This is a genomic window from Nocardia amikacinitolerans NBRC 108937 (assembly GCF_001612615.1).
Lineage (GTDB): Bacteria > Actinomycetota > Actinomycetes > Mycobacteriales > Mycobacteriaceae > Nocardia > Nocardia amikacinitolerans.
On sequence record NZ_BDAU01000009.1, the window covers coordinates 38172 to 56387 of the forward strand.

Genomic DNA, 18216 nt, shown 5'->3' on the forward strand with positions numbered 1-18216 from the left:
GAACATGACCACGACGACCGAGCCCACCGAGGTCACGCCGACCGGCCGCGACGAAGGACCGAGCCGCCTACAGCGCCTGGCGGTGCGACCGGAGATCGGAGCCGCCCTCGGCGCGCTGCTTGTGTTCGTCTTCTTCTCGCTCGTCACCGACCGCTTCCTCAGTCCGCTCGGGATCGCGACCTGGCTGGACGACGCGTCCACGCTCGGCATCATGGCGGTCGCGGTGGCGCTGCTGATGATCGGCGGCGAATTCGACCTCTCGGCGGGCGTGATGACCGCCTCGACCGCGCTCGTCACGGCGCTGCTCGCGGTGCACGCGGGGTGGAACGTCTGGTTCGCGCTGCTGGCCTCTCTGGTGTTCGCGCTGACCGTCGGCGCGTTCAACGGCTGGGTCGTGATGCGCACGGGGCTACCGAGTTTCATCGTCACGCTCGGCACTTTCCTTGCGCTGCAAGGCCTCAACCTCGGCGTCACCCGGTTGGTCACCGACACGGTCCAGGTGTCCGGCGTGCGGGCCGCGGACGGTTACGAGTCGGCGGGCTGGGTGTTCGCTGCCACGCTGAACATCGGCGACGCGCGCATCCAGGCCTCGGTGGTGTGGTGGATCGTGCTCACCGCGATCGCCTCGATCATCCTGGTGCGCACCAAGTTCGGCAATTGGATCTTCGCGGTCGGCGGCTCGCTGACCAGCGCACGGGCGGTGGGTGTCCCGGCGGACCGGACGAAGATCCTGCTGTTCATGGGGACCGCGTTCGCGGGCTGGGTGGTCGGCTCCTGCAACATCTTGCGCTTCGCCAGCGTGCAGGCCAACCAGGGCGTCGGACTCGAGCTGCACTACATCATCGCGGCCGTGGTCGGCGGCTGCCTGCTGACCGGCGGCTTCGGCTCGGCGATCGGCGCGGCCATCGGCGCGCTCATCTTCGGCATGGCGCGCCAGGGCATCGTGTTCGCGCGCTGGGACAGCGACTGGTTCATGCTGTTCCTCGGCGTGCTGCTGCTGGCCGCGGTGCTGGTGAACAACAGATTCCAGAAGCGAGCGGAAAGGGTGCGCCGATGACCGCCCCCCTGATCGAGACGATCGACATCGGCAAGAGCTACGGCGGCGTCGTCGCGCTGCGCGACGTGTCGACCGTGGTGCGGGCGGGCGAGGTCACCTGTGTTCTCGGCGACAACGGCGCGGGCAAATCCACGCTCATCAAGATCCTCGCCGGTGTGCACCGGCATGACCGGGGTGAGTTGCGTGTCGAGGGCGAGCGGGTCCGATTCGATTCGCCGCGTGCGGCATTGGATCGCGGCATCGCGACCGTGTACCAGGATCTCGCGGTCGTGCCGTTGATGAGCCTCTGGCGCAACTTCGTGCTCGGTTTCGAGCCCACGATCGGATACGGGCCTTTCCGGCTGCTCGATCGCAACGCCGGGCGCGAGATCGCGCGAAAGGCGCTGGCCGACATGGGTATCGAGATCGAGGACATGGAACAGCCGGTCGGCACCCTCTCCGGCGGACAGCGGCAGTGCGTCGCGATCGCCAGGGCAGTGCATCGTGGCGCCAAGGTGCTCATCCTCGACGAGCCGACCGCCGCGCTGGGCGTGAAACAGGCCGGGGTGGTGCTGAAATACGTGGTGCAGGCCCGCGAACGAGGCCTCGGCGTCGTCCTGATCACGCACAATCCGCACCACGCCTACCCCGTCGGTGATCGCTTCCTGCTGCTCGAGCGCGGCACGGTGCTCGGCTCCTACGAGAAGTCCGAGATCGACCTGCCCGAGCTGACCAGGCAGATGGCAGGCGGAGCCGAATTGGACGCGCTGCAACACGAATTGGCGCGGGTGATCGGCTCGTGACCGGGTCCGCAGGGGCGGGCACGATCGAGGCGCTGACCATCGGCCGCGTCGGCGTCGATCTGTATCCGGAGCAGAGCGGGGTCCCGCTCGCCGAGGTGCGGTCGTTCGCGAAATCGTTGGGCGGCACGGCGACCAATGTCGCGGTGGCCGCCGCGCGCCTCGGCCGTCGCTCGGCGGTCCTCACCAAAGTCGGCCCGGACGGCTTCGGCGCGTACGTGCGCGCGGCGCTCACCGAGTTCGGGGTCGCGGCGGACTATGTCGGCACCGCGCCGAATCTGCTGACGCCCGTGGTCTTCTGCGAGCTGAACCCGCCGGCCGATCCGCCGCTGCTCTTCTACCGCGCCCCGATCGCGCCCGACCTCACCCTCACGCCCGAGGACGTGCCGTGGGATCTCGTCGACGCTGTGCCGCTGCTGTGGGTGACCGGCACCGGCGTCAGTGCCGAACCCGCGCGCGGCACCCAGCGCGCGATCCTGGAGCGCCGCGTCCGGCGCGGCCACACGGTCCTCGACCTGGACTATCGGCCGATGTTCTGGCCGGACGAGGCGACCGCGCGCGCCGAGATCGGCTGGATGCTCGACCACGTGAACGTCGTCGTCGGTAACCGCGCCGAGGTCGGCATCGCGGTCGGCACGACCGATCCCGACGCGGCGGCCGATCGGCTGCTGGCGCGCGGCGTCCGGCTGGCGGTGATCAAGCGCGGCGCCGAGGGCGTTCTCGTGGCCACCGCCGACGGGCGCTGGACCGTACCGCCGTGCTCGGTGGCGGTGGTCTGCGGGCTCGGCGCGGGCGACGGCTTCGGCGGCGCGCTGATCCACGGGCTGCTCGCCGACTGGGACACGCACCGCATCGGCGTCTACGCCAACGCGGCGGGCGCGCTGGTCGCGTCCCGGCTGGCCTGCGCGGACGCCATGCCGACGGCCGCGGAGATCGAGGAGCTGCTGTGCCGATGAACCCCGTTCCGCACCTGACCGACGAGCGCTGGGCCGAGCTGCTGCGCGTGCGCGCGACGGACCCGGCCGCCGTCGAACGGGCCTACGCCAAGCGAATGCGGCGGTCCGCCCTGCTCTCGGAACGCGAGACGCTGTTCCTCGTCGCCGCCGACCATCCCGCGCGCGGCGCGCTCGGCGTCGGTTCGGACCGCACCGCGATGGCCGATCGGCGCACCCTGCTGGAACGGTTGCTGATCGCGCTGGCCGACCCGGCGGTGGACGGCGTGCTCGGATCGCCGGACGTGGTCGAGGAACTGCTGTTGCTCGACGCGCTGGACGACAAGGTGGTGATCGGCTCGATGAACCGCGGCGGCCTCGCGGGCGCCGAATGGGAGATCGATGACAGGTTCACCGGTTACGACGCCGACGCCTTGGTCCGCTACCGCCTCGACGGCGGCAAAATGCTGCTGCGCCTTGTCGATTCGGATCCGGGCACGGTGCCCACCCTGCACGCCTGCGCGCAGGCGGTGTCGGAACTCGCCGCGCACGGGCTGATGGCGATGGTGGAACCGCTGCCGTACCACCGGGACGCGTCCGGCGCGCTGGTGATGAGCAAGGACGCGCCCTCGCTCACGCGGGCCATCACGGTCGCCTCGGGCCTCGGGGTCACCTCGGCCTACACCTGGCTGAAAATCCCGGCCCCCGAGGACAGTTCGGTGCTGGACGCCACGACGCTGCCGGTGGTCGTGCTCGGCGGTGTGCCCTCCCGTGATCCGGCGGCGGACCTGGCCGCCTGGGGCGGCGCGCTGCACCACGACGTCGTGCGCGGCCTTGTGGTCGGGCGCACCTTGCTCTATCCGCCGGATGGCGATGTCGCCGCCGCCGTCGACGGGGCGGCACGAATGCTGAAGGAGTCCCGATGACACTGCATCGTCCGGCCGGGACACTGGCCGACGGCCGAGATCCGGTCCTGCTCACCGCCGAGGACGCCGGATGGCGCTACACCGGGCTGCGGGTGCTCGAGCTCGCGCCCGGCGAGACCAGAACCCTGTCCACCGGCGAGTACGAGGCGTTCGTGCTGCCGCTGTCCGGCTCCTGCGTCGTCCGGGCGGACACGCTCGTCCTCGAATTGCGCGGGCGCGACTCGGTTTTCACCCGCGTCACCGACTTCGCGTACGTACCGCGCGATGCCGAGGTGACGTTGTCCAGCGCCGGTGGCGCGGTCCTTGCCATGCCCATGGCCAAATGCGGGCGGCGGCTGTCGCCGAAATACGGCCCGGCCGAAGAAGTTCCGGTCGAGGTGCGGGGCGCGGGCCGGGCGACGCGGCAGGTCAACAACTTCGGTGTGCCGGGAGTATGGGCGCACGCGGACAAGCTCAACGCCTGCGAGCTGATCACGCCGGACGGCAACTGGTCGTCGTACCCGCCGCACAAGCACGACGAGGCGAGCGCGTGCGAGGTGGTCAACGAGGAGATCTACTACTTCCGCATCGCAGGCCGCGACGGCGTCACCCCATCCCGCGAGGGCTTCGGCCTGCACCGCGTCTACACCGCCGACGCCGAGGTGGACGAGAACGTGGCGGTGCGCGACGGCGACGTGTTCCTGGTGCCGCGCGGCTACCACGGTCCGTGCGTCGCGGCGCCCGGCTACCCGATGTACTACCTCAACGTGCTGGCCGGTCCGGCGCCCGAGCGGTCGATGGCCTTCTGCGACGATCCGGCGCACGCCTGGATCCGGGACGGCTGGGCGGGGGAGCAGCCCGACCCGCGCTGCCCGGTCACCGGCCCGGAGGGGCGGTCGTCATGGAACTGACCACCGCGCAGGCCCTGGTGTCCTGGCTGATCGCGCAGCGCTCGGAGACGCTGGACGGCGCGGACGTGCCGCTGTTCCCTGCCGTCTTCGCGATCTTCGGGCACGGCAACGTCCTCGGCCTAGGCACGGCGCTGCACGAACGCCGCGGCGAGCTGCCCGTCTGGCGCGGACACACCGAGCAGGGGATGGCGCTTGCGGCGGTCGGCTACGCCAAGGCCACGCATCGACGCCAAGTCGGCGTCGCCACGTCCTCCATCGGGCCCGGCGCGCTGAACATGGTGACGGCCGCTGGCGTCGCGCACGCGAACCGGCTGCCGCTGCTGCTGCTTCCCGGCGACACGTTCACCGGACGCGCCCCCGACCCGGTGCTGCAACAGGTCGAACACTTCGGGGACGCGACCGCGACGGTGAACGACGCGTTCCGCGCGGTGAGCCGCTACTTCGACCGGATCACCAGACCCGAACAGCTCATCGCGACGCTGCCGCAGGTGGCGCGGGTGCTGACCGATCCCGCCGACGCCGGACCGGTCACCCTTGCGCTGCCGCAGGACGTGCAGGCGGAGACCTTCGACTTCCCTGACGCGCTGTTCACCCCCGTGCAGCACCGCGTACCGCGTCCCCGCCCCGATGTGCGGGCGCTGACCGAGGCCGCCGCCGCCATACGCGCCGCGCGGCGACCGCTGCTGGTGCTCGGCGGCGGCGTGCGTTACTCGGGCGCGGGCGCGATCGCGGTGGAATTCGCGGAGCGGCACGGCATTCCGATCACCGAGACCACCGCCGGCCGCACCCTGGTGCCGCACGACCATCCGTTGCACGCGGGCCCGCTCGGCATCACCGGCTCCGCGTCGGCGAACACGCTCGCCGCGGACGCGGACCTGGTGCTCGCCGTCGGCACCCGGTTGCAGGACTTCACGACGGCCTCGTGGACGGCCTTCGCGCCCGACGTCCGCGTGGTCACGATCAACGCGGCCCGCTTCGACGCGGTCAAGCACGGCGCGCTGCCGGTCGTCGGCGACGCGGCCGCCACCCTCACCGAGCTGGGCGAACACCTGTCCGGATGGACCGCCCCAGCGGACTGGACGTGCCGCGCCGCGCCGCTGCGCGAGACCTGGGACGCCCAGATCGACAAGCTGCGCGCGCCGACGCCGGGCACGCCCAGCTATGCCCAGGTCGTCGGCATCGTCAACGAGCTCTCGACGCCCGAGGACTACGTCATGACGGCTTCCGGCGGGCTGCCGGGCGAGCTGATCGGCGGCTGGCGTGGCGCGGGCGGGACACCGAGCATGGACGTGGAGTACGGATTCTCCTGTATGGGCTACGAACTCGCGGGAGCGTGGGGCGCCGCCATGGCGCACGGGGGCGGTCTGGTCACCACGTTGCTCGGCGACGGCTCCTACCTGATGCTGAATTCGGAACTGTTCTCGGCGGCCTTCGCCGGGCACCCGTTCGTCGCCGTGGTGTGCGACAACGACGGCTACGCGGTGATCGCGCGCCTCCAGGAGGGGCAGGGCGGCGCGGCGTTCAACAATCAGTACGCCGACTGTCGGACCACCCTCGCCGACCCGCCGCGCGTCGATTTCGCGGCGCACGCCACCGCGCTCGGTTGCTCGGTATTCGCTGCAACGAGTACCGACCAGTTTCGAATCGCCTACCACCGAGCGCGGGCGGCCGCGGTCGCGGCGTCGCGTCCGGCGGTCGTCGTCGTGCGGACGCGGGCCGCCGACTGGACCGAGGCCGGTGCATGGTGGGAAGTCGGTGTGCCGCAATACCTTTCCGGCCGCGGCGACTACGATGCGAACAAGCCCGCGCAGCTGCGCTATGTGCGAGGGCGATGACTCGTTCGCATGCTCGGCCGTGTACGTCGGTGTACAGACCTGTTCGCTGGGCGGTCGACACCCGGTCCGGATGCGAGGTGACAGACACAGACCCCGATGAGCGTTGAATAGCTCACAGTGGATGGGGCCGAATGTGGAGAAATTCGTCGGATGATGGCATTGTGGATCTACGAGACCGGGGTGTCAATGCAAGTCCCTGGCTCGTCAACAGAAAGTATGAAATGGCTCAAGGCATCGTTAAGTGGTTCAACAGCGAGAAGGGCTTCGGCTTCATTGCCCAGGACGGCGGCGGTCCCGACGTCTTCGTGCACTACTCGGCTGTGAGCGGCTCGGGTTTCCGGTCCCTCGATGAGGGGCAGCGCGTGGAGTTCGAGATCGGCCAGGGACAGAAGGGTCCGCAGGCCCAGGACGTCCGCGTCGTCGCCTGATTCGACACGCACTTCGAGGCTCCGCACCAGTACGGTGCGGGGCCTCTCGTCTTTCTCGGCTCGGTGGGACTCGCCGGAACCGGCGCACGATGGACCGAGCGGCACCGGCCGTTGTACCCTTCCCCGGTTCTGCGCGTTCGGAGAAGGTGCGGCGTATGGCTCTGGGCACAGTGATGTGGTTCGACACCGAAAAGGGATTCGGTTTCATCGCCCAAGACGGTGGTGGCAAGGACGTGTTCGTGGACTACCTGGATCTCCAGGGTTCCGGGTTCCGATCCTTGACGGCCGGGCAGCGGGTGGAGTTCGAGCTGCGCCAAAGCAAGTCGGGGCCGGAGGCGATCGCCGTGCGGGTCATCGAATAGGCGTATCCCCGGCGCGTGACCGCCACCTTCCAACGGCGTCTACCGAGTCGACAGTGCTTGCGCGCGGAAGAACTCCGCGGTCAGCGCCCGTGCGCGTCCCAGGTCCCGCTCGCCGGGCCGCGGGAAAGCATCTGCCGCGCCGTCGAATTCGCTCGCGATGAACCTGGCGATCGGCGCTGGTACGGCTCCGCTGCCCATTTCCCTTGTCCGCGACTTGAGTTCGGTCAGCTCGGCCACGGCCGCGACCAAGTCGGCGGGCAACTCGCACTGCGCGAGGAGCGTCGGCAGCTGCATCGGAGCCACCGCGGCTTCGGGATGCTCGCGCAGCCACCGCAGCGCCATCGCGGGACGCAGCGCGTAGAAGACCTTCTTCAGTGATCGGTTGCGGTCGAACAGTTCCCACTGCCGAGCGCCGAGGTGCAGGTAGTGCCGCGCCACCTGATCGCGGGCGGCGACCTGCTCGGCCAGCGCCCGCAAGTCGGTGCGAAAGCTCGCGTCGCCGCGGTACACGATCGGCGACATCAACCACTCGATCAGCACCGCGTTGCCTTTGACCAACAGCCGCAACGCTTTACCCAGATCCCAGCCGTTGACGTCGAGCAGCCCGACGAGCGGCGTCTCGATCACATCGCGCGTCCGCCACGGCGACAGATAGGTGTCCAGCGGCGCCACGTACACGAAGCGGCAATCGTAGTCGGAGTCCGGCGAGGGGAAACCCCAAGCCCGGCTGCCACTTTCGATGGCCAAGCGCACGCGCACACGCTGGTCGCGCTCGATCCGGTCCAGCTCGGCGTCGATGGACCCGACCACGGTCGGATCCATCGACTCCGGAACAGCGCGCAACGACATGGGCCGATCGTATGCGCGAGGGTAGGCGCGCTTCAGCTCATTTTCCGGCCGAAACATGGTGAGGCGCCGCCGTCGGTGAGTCCCTACCGCCGTCAGCGTCGCGCGACCGGCAGTGCCGCGCCGACGACCGGCAGGATCAGCACGCTGCCGCGAGCACGGCGCGCTGATGACAATCGGCGCCGGGTGCGGCGAGCGCATTCCTCGTGGCCTGCGACGGGTCGGCAGAGGTCGCCGCCGGACGGCGCGATGCCGTTTCGTGTCGTGACCGCGGCGAATCTCGGTCGACCTGGGGGTGTTCGTGCCGGTGCGCGGCCCAACGAAAGCCCGCTTGCTCCTTCGGCGTCGCGCGAGGGAGAACCGGCGGGTTCATGCGTTCTCGCGAGTTCAGGGCGGCGCGGTGTGCGGAACGCCGCACGGGGAGTGTCGGGCCGCCTTCCGCACCGCACCGCGCCGCGCGGTTCGGCTCGGCCGACGCCCCGGGACGCGCCGCCGGTTGCTGTGCCGCAAGGCAGACGGCCGGTGTCCGCCGTGGAAACGGCGTTCTCGGCTGCCATTGTCGAATATTCGGTGAATTGCCGACCAATAACTGCGTCTCGAAAATACCGGCATTGTCACGCGCTGGCTCCGGGGGCGAGCTCGTGCCCCTGCCGGACCTGTGGACTAATTCCGCGATCGCGTCGAAGTCCACCATTCTCAGAGTTTCTCCGGCGATTCCTCAGAGTTCTCTCAGAAATTGACAGAATCTGCACGCGCGTATGATCTGGACGGCTGACCATCCTCTGACAGCTGCAAACATGCAGGTAGACGCCTATTTTTGGAGGCAGATTCATGGGATGTGTAGTGATCGGCACCGCATCGAATATTCGAGTGTAGTGTGCGTCACAATTCTCCAGAATTTCGTAACCGCGTTCGCGACACCGCCGATGTGCCGTGTGTCAGCCAGTTCGACTGGATAATTTCGAGGAAGAGGAATTCTTATGATCCCCGTTATCATCGACACCGGTAGTGCCGCCATCGACGGTCTGTTCAACACTCTCGGTGCCGCGCTGCACGGTGTGCTGAACACCCTGTGGACGGGTTCCTTCGGCGGCCGCTGATTCGACTCCGCGATCGAGCGACTCGATCGTGTCCGTGCCGTCCGCTCGGCACGACCATGGAAGACCCCGCATCCCCTCGGTGCGGGGTCTTCCCGTTTTTTTCGCGCGCTTCGGACCCAACGCTGGTCTCGGAGAACGCGCTCGTCCGGGGCGTGCGCCTGACCCCCGACGTCCAGATGGACCCGGTGGCCTTACGGCAGAACACCATTCGCTTTCGTCCGCCCGCCGCCCCGCCGCGCCGCCCGCACACTGACGGCAGCCGCCTACCGGGTGGTACAGCCGGATGAAATGCCGACCACTAAGCTTGTCGGCGGTAACTGCCGACCCCCATTTCCCCAGGAGTACCCCACAGTGAGCCAAGCAGGCCGTCCTGTTGTTCTGATCGCCGACAAGCTCGCCCAGTCGACCGTCGACGCGCTCGGTGACGGTGTCGAGGTTCGCTGGGTCGACGGCCCCGACCGCCCGGCCCTGCTCGCCGCGGTTCCGGAGGCCGACGCGCTGCTCGTGCGTTCCGCCACCACCGTCGACGCCGAGGTGCTCGAGGCAGGCAAGAACCTGAAGATCGTCGCCCGCGCCGGCGTCGGCCTCGACAATGTCGACGTGCCCGCGGCCACTGAGCGCGGCGTCATGGTCGTCAACGCGCCGACCTCCAACATCCACACCGCCGCCGAGCACGCGGTCACCCTGCTGCTCGCCGCCGCCCGCCAGGTCCCCGCCGCCGACGCGACCCTGCGCGAGCGCACCTGGCAGCGCAGCAAGTTCAACGGCGTCGAGATCTTCGGCAAGACCGTCGGCGTCGTCGGCCTCGGCCGCATCGGCCAGCTGTTCGCCGCGCGCCTCGCCGCGTTCGAGACCAAGCTCATCGCGTACGACCCGTACGTCTCCCCGGCCCGCGCCGCCCAGCTCGGCATCGAGCTGGTCACCCTGGACGAGCTGCTGCAGCGCGCCGACCTGATCTCGGTGCACCTGCCCAAGACCCCGGAGACCAAGGGTCTGCTGAGCAAGGAGAAGCTCGCCCTCACCAAGCCGGGCGTCATCATCGTCAACGCCGCGCGCGGCGGCCTGATCGACGAGGCCGCGCTGGCCGAGGCCATCAAGTCCGGCCACGTGCGCGCCGCCGGTCTGGACGTGTTCGACACCGAGCCGTGCACCGACAGCCCGCTGTTCGAGCTGCCGCAGGTCGTCGTCACCCCGCACCTGGGCGCGTCCACCTCCGAGGCGCAGGACCGCGCCGGAACCGATGTCGCGAAGTCGGTGCTGCTTGCCCTGGCGGGCGAGTTCGTTCCCGGCGCGGTGAACGTCACCGGCGGCGCGGTCGGCGAAGAGGTCGCTCCGTGGCTGGAGATCGTGCGCAAGCAGGGCGCGCTGGTCGGCGCGCTGTCCGACGAGCTGCCCGTCAGCATCGAGGTGCAGGTGCGCGGCGAGCTCGCCTCCGAGGACGTCGCGGTGCTGGAGCTCTCGGCGCTGCGCGGCATCTTCTCGGCGCTGGTCGAGGACCAGGTCACCTTCGTCAACGCGCCCGCGCTGGCCAAGGAGCGCGGCATCACCGCGCAGGTCACCACCGCGTCGGAGAGCCCGAGCCACCGCAGCGTCGTCGACCTGCGCGCCGTGTTCGGCGACGGCCGCACCCTGAATGTCGCGGGCACCCTCACCGAGCCGCAGCAGGTGCAGAAGATCGTCAACATCAACGGCCGCAACTACGACATGCGCGCCGAGGGCCTGAACCTGGCGATCCTGAACTACGAGGACCGTCCTGGCGCGCTGGGCAAGATCGGCACCAAGCTCGGCGAGGCCGACATCGACATCCTGGCCGCGCAGCTGAGCCAGGACGTGGACAAGGAAGGCGCGACCGTCGTCCTCCGCGTGAACAAGGAAGTGCCCGCCGACGTGCAGGCCGCCATCGCCGAGTCGGTCGGCGCCGCCAAGATCGCGCTGGTCGACCTGTTCTGATCCGATCGGCGCGTCGAGCGCCGAGGGAAACAAGTGCCGCGCGCCGTCACCGCAGGGTGGCGGCGCGCCGCACGTTCCCGGCGGGTGGCCGGGAGATCGTTGGCGTCCGCCCGGGTGGCCGGACGCGGCGAGGCGCCTAGTACCGTGTCGGTGCTCGCCGAGCGTCCGGCCAGACCCGGTCGAAAATGAACGGAGTTGTCATGAAGCTTGCTGTCATCCCCGGTGACGGTATCGGGCCCGAGGTCATCGCCGAGGCGCTCAAGGTGCTGGACGTCGTCGTGCCCGGCGTCGAGAAGACCGAGTACGACCTCGGCGCGAAGCGCTACCACGCGACCGGCGAGATCCTGCCGGACTCGGTGCTGCCCGAGCTGAAGCAGCACGACGCCATTCTGCTCGGCGCCATCGGCGACCCGTCGGTGCCCAGCGGCGTGCTCGAGCGCGGTCTGCTGCTGCGCACCCGGTTCGCGCTTGACCACCACGTGAATCTGCGCCCGTCGAAGCTGTTCCCCGGCGTCACCAGCCCGCTGGCGGGCAACCCCGAGATCGACTTCGTCGTGGTGCGGGAAGGCACCGAGGGCCCGTACACCGGCACCGGCGGCGCGATCCGCGTCGAGACCCCGCACGAGGTCGCCACCGAGGTGAGCACCAACACCCGCTTCGGCATCGAGCGCGTCGTCCGCTACGCCTTCGCCAAGGCGCAGGCCCGCCGCAAGCACCTCACCCTCGTGCACAAGAACAATGTGCTGACCTTCGCCGGATCGCTGTGGCAGCGCACCGTCGACGAGGTCGCCGCGGAGTTCCCCGAGGTCACCACCGCGTACCAGCACATCGACGCGGCGACCATCCACATGGTCAACGACCCAGGCCGCTTCGACGTGATCGTGACCGACAACCTGTTCGGCGACATCATCACCGACCTCGCGGCCGCGGTCAGCGGCGGCATCGGCCTGGCGGCGAGCGGCAATATCGACGCGTCCGGCGCCAACCCGAGCATGTTCGAGCCGGTGCACGGCAGCGCCCCCGACATCGCGGGCCAGTCGAAGGCCGACCCGACCGCCGCGATCCTGTCGGTCTCCTTGCTGCTCAATCACCTCGGCAACACCGAGGGCGCCGCCCGAATCGAGGCGGCAGTCGCCAAGGACCTGTCCTCGCGGTCCGGCGCGTCGTCCACCGTCGAGGTCGGCGACCGGATCGCCGCTTCGGTCTGAGCGATCGTCCGCGAATCCCCGCGTCCGCCCGCGGCGCGGGGATTCGTCGTGCTCGGACCGGTTACCCTCGGTTCGAGTGCGGAACAGGGAGATCAGGTGGCCAAGCGACGGACCAGCCGTAAGCCGGAGCCGGGTCCCTACACGATTCGGGACCTGCACGCGCTGCCCGCGCGGGGCAAGAGCTTCGAGCTGGAGGACGGCTGGCTCATCGAGGTCGACCGCGGTGCGCGGCACAATCACGTGGCGCAGCGGCTGGCTCGTTTCCTCGACGTCGCCGCCGACGTCGAGGTGCACGTCTGCCTCGGCGGCGGCTGGGAAGTGAGCACGCCGGGCGGTATCCGCAAACCCGACATCGTCGTGGTGCCGCGGGAAGTGGTGCGCTCCGCCCTCGTCGCCGACCCGCCGCGGCTGCTGCCCGGCTCCGAGGTGCAGCTGGCCGTGGAGGTGATCGCGCCGGGGACCGGCAGCGAGCGCACCGACCGGGTGCGAAAGGTCCACGAGTACGCGGCCGTTGGTATCCCGCAGTACTGGATCGTCGAACATCACCCGAACGTACGCATCCACCCGCTGGTCCTCGACGGTGACATCTATCGCGCGGAACCGCCGGTCGGCCCCGGTTCGACACTCAGCGCGAACATCGGCCACCACAACCACTTTCGCGTGGAGGTGGATCCGGCGGCGTTGCTCGAAGTGTGAGTAGGCTTCGCCCACCAGCGGTTTCACGCTCCAGCCCTGGTTCGGCTGCCCCGGTGCGCATTCCGTCGAGGGGCGGGTTCTCGGGTGCGTCCGGTGTGCTTGGGCGCGGCGGACTTCGGTGCCGGATATTACGGAGATGGACATGGTTGGCGCCGTCGATGATCGTCCAACGCGTCCAACGCGTCCAACGCGTCCAACGCGTCCAACGCGTCCAACGCGTCCAACGCGTCCGACGCGGTGCGCGCGAGGTCGGTGCGCCGTAGCAGGATTCTCTACGCGCGACCCGAATGCCGGTCGAGGGCGAAGGCGCGGTGCGGAGGGGAGCCCCGGTCGCTGCCGACCGGGACTCCCCTCTGGAAACGGCGCGATCAGCGCGGATTTCGGCTGTCGGTGGGAACCAACGGAATTGCGGCGGTGGCAAGGGCTGCGGCGGCCAAATACGCGGCGGGGAAACCTCCGACGGTGATGAGCGCACCGAAAACCGGTGGGATGGCGGCGATCGCGAGGTTCTGGCCGGTGTTCTGGATGCCGAGTCCGCGTCCGCTCCAGTACGGGCCCGCGATCTCGGCGACGGCCGTGAAGGCGAGACCGTTGTCGGACACCGTGATCACCGAGGCGACGATCAGCAGCGGGATGGCGGCCCACCACCACTGCGTCCACGCGGTGAGACCCAGTGCGGCCATGGACAACACGGCCGCCACGGCCACCGTCCGCAGCGGACCGAGCCTGCTGCCGACCCGGTCGGACCACGCGCCCGCGCCGATTCGGCCGAACGCACCGAGGATTTGGGTCACGGTCACCAGCGCGCCCGCGGCGGGCAGCGACCAGCCGATGTCGCGGTGCAGCCACAGCAGCGCGAAGGTCCACACCACGCCCTGCGGCACGCACAGCAGCACGGACACCGCGTGGATCCGCCACAGCGTCGCGTCGCCGCGATACGGGTTGGCCCGGTCGACGCCCTTGCCCTCCGGACGCGGGGGATCGATGATGCCCAGGTAGCAGGCCGCCGCAGCGACGCCCGCCATGATCGCAGGCACCAGAATCGCGGTCGAAATGCCGTGCGCCGCAGCGACTGCGGGAACAGCGAGCGCACCGACGCCGACACCGAGGGGCTGCGCGGTCTGCCGAATGCCCATCGCCAGCCCGCGCCGCTCCGGTGGGAACCAGCCGACGATGACGCGACCGCTCGCGCCGTTGGTGCTTGCCGCACCCGCGCCACCGAGGAACAGCAGCGCGCCGAGCGTTATGTCGTTGGTGGTGACGGCCGCCGCGGCGCCCGCGACGAACATCACCAGCGGCCCGCCGACCAACACTTTCCGCTCACCGATGCGGTCCACCACGTAACCCCACGCGATCAGCGTGCAAACCAACCCGACGGTCGGCATCGCCACCAGCAGACCCGCTGTGGGCAAGGACATTCCGCGCGCCGTCAGTGCGGGCAGCAGGAAGGGCGTCCCATGGATGAACACGGCGCTCGATGCCTGCGCGAAGACGCCGAGGGCGAGCATGGACCACCGTCGTGCCGCGCGAATCTCTGTCACGGTCGCCATGGGCCACACCTCGATCTCAAAATATGGAACTCAAGTCTCACTGATTGAACATCGAAACTACGGTACACCGGACGGCGGGCCGATTTCTCCCCCTGCGCCTCGGTGCGCATGCTTCGGCCGCTGCGCGACCGGCGCGAACGCGGCGCCCGCGAGTCGGAACTCACATTCGACCTTCCGATCTCGCTGCCGGTGAGGTTGCCGCTGTCGCGTGCCGAAGCGGTCGGCCGCGCACGCCGATCGGACCGCTCGGTCGGGTGCGTTCGGGCAGGTCGATGCCGGTCGATAGACTTCGGGGCATGCGTCTAGGTCGAGTTGCCAGTCCCGATGGGGTCGCGTTCGTCAGCATCGAGGGGGAGGAAAGCGACAGCATCGCCAAAGAGATCGCGGAACACCCGTTCGGTACGCCGACGTTCACCGGACGGAGCTGGCCGCTTGCCGACGTGCGCCTGCTCGCGCCGATCCTGGCCAGCAAGGTGGTGTGCGTAGGCAAGAACTACACCGCGCACGCCGCGGAGATGGGTGGTCCCGCGCCGGAGGAGCCGGTGATCTTCATGAAGCCGAGCACCGCGATCGTCGGGCCCAACGCCCCGATCATCTTGCCGCCCAGCTCCTCTCAGGTCGACTACGAGGGCGAGCTCGCCGTCGTCATCGGCCGCCCGTGCAAGGACGTGCCCGCCGCCCGTGCCAAGGACGTGATCCTTGGCTACACCGTCGCCAACGACGTCACCGCCCGCGATCAGCAGCGCCAAGACGGCCAGTGGACGCGTGCCAAAGGCTACGACACCTTCTGCCCGCTCGGCCCGTGGATCGAAACCTCGCTGGACCCTTCGGATCTGGAGATCGTCACCGAACTCGACGGCGAGGTCCGCCAGCGCAGCCGCACTTCGCTACTGCTGCACGACATTCCGAAGCTGATCGAATGGGTGAGCACGGTCATGACGCTGCTTCCCGGCGACGTGATCCTGACCGGAACACCGGAGGGCGTCGGCCCCGTCCAGAGCGGGCAGCAGGTGTCCGTCACCGTCGAGGGCGTCGGAACCCTCACCAATCCCGTTGCCGCCAAACGCTGATCGAAAGAGAGCCATGACTGAAGTACGGGTCCGATTCTGCCCGTCACCCACCGGCACACCGCACGTCGGCCTGATCCGGACGGCGCTGTTCAACTGGGCGTACGCCCGCCACACCGGCGGAACCTTCGTCTTCCGCATCGAGGACACCGACGCCGCGCGCGATTCCGAGGAGTCCTACAACGCGATCCTCGACGCGTTGCGCTGGCTCGGCCTGAACTGGGACGAGGGTCCCGAGGTCGGCGGGCCCTACGGCCCCTACCGCCAGTCGCAGCGCCGCGAGCTGCACCTCGACGTGGTGCGCAAACTGCTCGAGGCCGGCGAGGCCTACGAATCCTACTCCACGCCAGACGAAGTCGAGGCGCGCCATCGCGCCGCGGGCCGGGACCCCAAGCTCGGCTACGACAACTTCGACCGCGACCTGAGCGCCGAGGCCGTCGCCGCCTACCGCGCCGACGGCAGGGCCCCGGTGATCCGGCTGCGCATGCCCGACGAGGACCTCACCTGGCACGACCTGGTGCGCGGCGAGACCACCTTCAAGGCGGGCACTGTGCCCGACTTCGCGCTCACCCGCGGCAACGGCGACCCGCTCTACACGCTGGTCAACCCGGTCGACGACGCACTGATGAAGATCACCCACGTGCTGCGCGGCGAGGATCTGCTCTCCTCCACGCCGCGCCAGCTGGCGCTCTACGCCGCGCTGCGCCGGATCGGGGTAGCGGAGTTCACCCCGGAGTTCGGCCACCTGCCGTTCGTCATGGGGCAGGGCAACAAGAAGTTGTCCAAGCGTGATCCGGAGTCGAATCTGTTCGCCCACCGCGACCGCGGATTCATCCCCGAGGGTTTGCTGAATTACCTGGCGTTACTCGGTTGGGGCATCTCCGACGATCACGATGTGTTCTCGATGGCCGAGATGGTTGCGGCCTTCGACATATCGAAAGTGAATTCGAATCCGGCGCGTTTCGATCAGAAGAAGGCCGACGCGCTGAACGCCGAGCACATCCGATTGCTGGAGCCCGGTGATTTCGCGAGCAGACTGCGCGAGTTCCTCACCGAACACAACCACATCGGCGCCGAGGTGGACGAGAAGGTGTTCGCCGCGGCGGCGGAATTGGTGCAGACCAGAATCGTGGTTCTGGCCGACGCCTGGGATCTCTTGCGATTCCTCTTCGCGCCCGCCGAAGAGTTCGCCATCGATCCCGCGGCGGGCGCCAAGAATCTGGGCGCGGACGCCGTTCCGGTACTCGACGCCGCGATCGCCGCGCTGGAGCCTTTGGCGTCCTGGACTACCCCGGCTATCGAAGAGGCGCTGAAAACCGCGCTGATCGATGATTTGGGGCTCAAACCGCGCAAGGCTTTCGCGCCGGTGCGGGTCGCGGTGACCGGATCGCACATCAGCCCGCCGCTGTACGAGTCGCTGGAACTGCTCGGTCGCGAGACGACCATGGCGCGGCTGGCCGCGGCGCGGGAGTGGACAGCTCCCGCGGACTGAGATTTACCTCACGCTCGCCGGACCCGCGTGTGCCGTGGACGGATCCCGTCCGGCGGTGCGCTCGGGTCCGTGCGGGCCGCCGGTACCGGTTCGCTCGACGTGTGGGGCCGGCCTCGGTAACCGCTGTTTCGGCCGAAAACCTGCCTTTGACCAGGCGATTTGTAGTTTACCGGTAGGGGTTTGGTAATCTCTTTCTCGGCCGGAACGCGGCCCCGAAGTCAGCCAGACGGCGGGGTCGAGAGACTGGTCACTGGGGTATGGTGTAATTGGCAACACAGCTGATTCTGGTTCAGCCATTCTAGGTTCGAGTCCTGGTACCCCAGCGGAGAAGTTGTTCTGCTCTCGGTTCGCGACCGAAAGTTGTTCAGCATCCGGCGATTTGGTCGCCGAGCTTCGGTCAGCTAAACTAACCGAGCTTCCAACGATCGAAAGATCAACCGGAGATCATCGCGAAAGCGAATGATCAGTCCTGGCCCCGTCGTCTAGCGGCCTAGGACGCCGCCCTCTCAAGGCGGTAGCGCGGGTTCGAATCCCGTCGGGGCTACGCAAGTGGAAGGCCCATGCTCATGGAGAGCATGGGCCTTTCTTGCTTCGCAAGTGTTTTGTGGGGGTGCGACCCCCACACCCCGCCCGGAGGGGCGTTGCCCCCCGGACCCCCCCTGGTGCGTGGTTGCGTTTGGGGCGGGTCGTCACCTCGAGGCTTTGGTTGCGTCGCGGGTTTGTTGCCTCAGCTGTTTCGGTTCTTGGACGTCGTTGTCGGAGCGGTGCTGTCGTCGAGGCTGGTGGTGCCACTTTCGCTGTCGGACCGGGGCTGACGTTGGGGCTGGTGGCGTCACTTTCGCTGTGCCCACTATGTGTCGCAGGGTGGCGGCCTGGCGTGCTCGAGGTCGCCAGCGGTGTCCTCCCAGCTTGGCGGGGACGCTATGCGCGGGAGCTTGGGGGCCAGTGGTGAGGAGTAAGAGGTCGATCGCTGGGGCCTGGATTTCGTCGGCCTCGGCAGTGGGTCCAATCGGTGTCGGTCGCGGTCGGGCGGATGCCGTGGGGGCGTTTATGGGTGCCGTAGAAGCGGCTGAGGAACGTGGTCCAAGGCGGTGGTCA

General features: G+C 68.9%; 15 protein-coding genes and 2 tRNA genes. 15 read left to right on the top strand and 2 right to left on the bottom strand.

Annotated elements, in window-relative coordinates; genetic code table 11:
* Positions 1 to 4 precede the first annotated feature (4 nt).
* The 8 genes from NAM01S_RS08270 to NAM01S_RS08305 all read left to right on the top strand — a co-directional run bounded on the left by NAM01S_RS08270 (position 5) and on the right by NAM01S_RS08305 (position 7209).
* A complete protein-coding gene (locus NAM01S_RS08270) occupies positions 5 to 1057 on the top strand; it encodes an ABC transporter permease (RefSeq protein WP_067782656.1) in 1053 nt (350 codons plus the stop codon).
* Positions 1054 to 1839: an ATP-binding cassette domain-containing protein gene (locus tag NAM01S_RS08275; RefSeq protein ID WP_067781891.1), complete on the top strand. Its 786-nt coding sequence runs from the start codon at positions 1054 to 1056 to the stop codon at positions 1837 to 1839. Before NAM01S_RS08270 ends, NAM01S_RS08275 begins: the two co-directional genes overlap by 4 nt.
* Positions 1836 to 2792, top strand: coding sequence for a 5-dehydro-2-deoxygluconokinase (gene iolC, locus NAM01S_RS08280; RefSeq protein WP_067781894.1), 957 nt, complete (start codon positions 1836 to 1838; stop codon positions 2790 to 2792). The genes NAM01S_RS08275 and iolC overlap by 4 nt, the downstream gene beginning before the upstream one ends.
* Entirely contained in the window at positions 2789 to 3694 is a 906-nt protein-coding gene (locus tag NAM01S_RS08285) for a Cgl0159 family (beta/alpha)8-fold protein (protein ID WP_067781897.1), read from the top strand. The genes iolC and NAM01S_RS08285 overlap by 4 nt, the downstream gene beginning before the upstream one ends.
* Positions 3691 to 4584, top strand: a complete 894-nt coding sequence (gene iolB / locus NAM01S_RS08290; RefSeq protein WP_067781899.1) for a 5-deoxy-glucuronate isomerase — start codon at positions 3691 to 3693, stop codon at positions 4582 to 4584. Before NAM01S_RS08285 ends, iolB begins: the two co-directional genes overlap by 4 nt.
* Positions 4575 to 6419 carry a 3D-(3,5/4)-trihydroxycyclohexane-1,2-dione acylhydrolase (decyclizing) gene (gene iolD / locus NAM01S_RS08295; RefSeq protein ID WP_067781901.1) on the top strand — a complete coding sequence of 615 codons (1845 nt, stop codon included), beginning with the start codon at positions 4575 to 4577 and terminating at the stop codon, positions 6417 to 6419. The genes iolB and iolD overlap by 10 nt, the downstream gene beginning before the upstream one ends.
* Before the next feature lie 221 nt (positions 6420 to 6640).
* Complete coding sequence (locus NAM01S_RS08300) at positions 6641 to 6847, top strand: cold-shock protein (protein WP_011210759.1); 207 nt, start codon at positions 6641 to 6643, stop codon at positions 6845 to 6847.
* A 155-nt stretch (positions 6848 to 7002) separates the two neighbouring features.
* Positions 7003 to 7209 (top strand): cold-shock protein, encoded by a 207-nt coding sequence (locus NAM01S_RS08305; RefSeq protein ID WP_067781904.1) that lies wholly within the window; start codon positions 7003 to 7005, stop codon positions 7207 to 7209.
* 39 nt (positions 7210 to 7248) lie between these two features.
* Here the strand turns inward: NAM01S_RS08305 and NAM01S_RS08310 are convergent, their stop codons facing one another.
* Complete coding sequence (locus NAM01S_RS08310; RefSeq protein ID WP_067781907.1) at positions 7249 to 8058, bottom strand: nucleotidyltransferase domain-containing protein; 810 nt, start codon at positions 8056 to 8058, stop codon at positions 7249 to 7251.
* Between the two features lie 1448 nt (positions 8059 to 9506).
* Between NAM01S_RS08310 and serA the strand changes: the two genes are divergently transcribed.
* The 3 genes from serA (at position 9507) to NAM01S_RS08325 (ending at position 13009) form a co-directional block, all read left to right on the top strand.
* Positions 9507 to 11105 (top strand): phosphoglycerate dehydrogenase, encoded by a 1599-nt coding sequence (gene serA, locus NAM01S_RS08315; RefSeq protein ID WP_067781910.1) that lies wholly within the window; start codon positions 9507 to 9509, stop codon positions 11103 to 11105.
* Positions 11106 to 11305: 200 nt separating this feature from the next.
* Positions 11306 to 12313, top strand: coding sequence for a 3-isopropylmalate dehydrogenase (locus NAM01S_RS08320; protein WP_067781920.1), 1008 nt, complete (start codon positions 11306 to 11308; stop codon positions 12311 to 12313).
* A gap of 96 nt (positions 12314 to 12409) precedes the next feature.
* Positions 12410 to 13009, top strand: a complete 600-nt coding sequence (locus NAM01S_RS08325; protein ID WP_067781923.1) for a Uma2 family endonuclease — start codon at positions 12410 to 12412, stop codon at positions 13007 to 13009.
* Between the two features lie 368 nt (positions 13010 to 13377).
* Here the strand turns inward: NAM01S_RS08325 and NAM01S_RS08330 are convergent, their stop codons facing one another.
* Positions 13378 to 14559 carry an MFS transporter gene (locus NAM01S_RS08330; protein WP_067781927.1) on the bottom strand — a complete coding sequence of 394 codons (1182 nt, stop codon included), beginning with the start codon at positions 14557 to 14559 and terminating at the stop codon, positions 13378 to 13380.
* 296 nt (positions 14560 to 14855) lie between these two features.
* Between NAM01S_RS08330 and NAM01S_RS08340 the strand changes: the two genes are divergently transcribed.
* The 4 genes from NAM01S_RS08340 (at position 14856) to NAM01S_RS08355 (ending at position 17662) form a co-directional block, all read left to right on the top strand.
* Positions 14856 to 15629, top strand: coding sequence for a fumarylacetoacetate hydrolase family protein (locus tag NAM01S_RS08340; protein ID WP_067781933.1), 774 nt, complete (start codon positions 14856 to 14858; stop codon positions 15627 to 15629).
* 13 nt (positions 15630 to 15642) lie between these two features.
* On the top strand, positions 15643 to 17118 hold the full coding sequence (gene gltX, locus NAM01S_RS08345; protein WP_067781936.1) for a glutamate--tRNA ligase: 1476 nt from the start codon (positions 15643 to 15645) through the stop codon (positions 17116 to 17118).
* A gap of 251 nt (positions 17119 to 17369) precedes the next feature.
* Positions 17370 to 17441, top strand: a tRNA-Gln gene (locus NAM01S_RS08350).
* Positions 17442 to 17589: 148 nt separating this feature from the next.
* Positions 17590 to 17662 (top strand) — tRNA-Glu (locus NAM01S_RS08355).
* Positions 17663 to 18216: the final 554 nt, after the last annotated feature.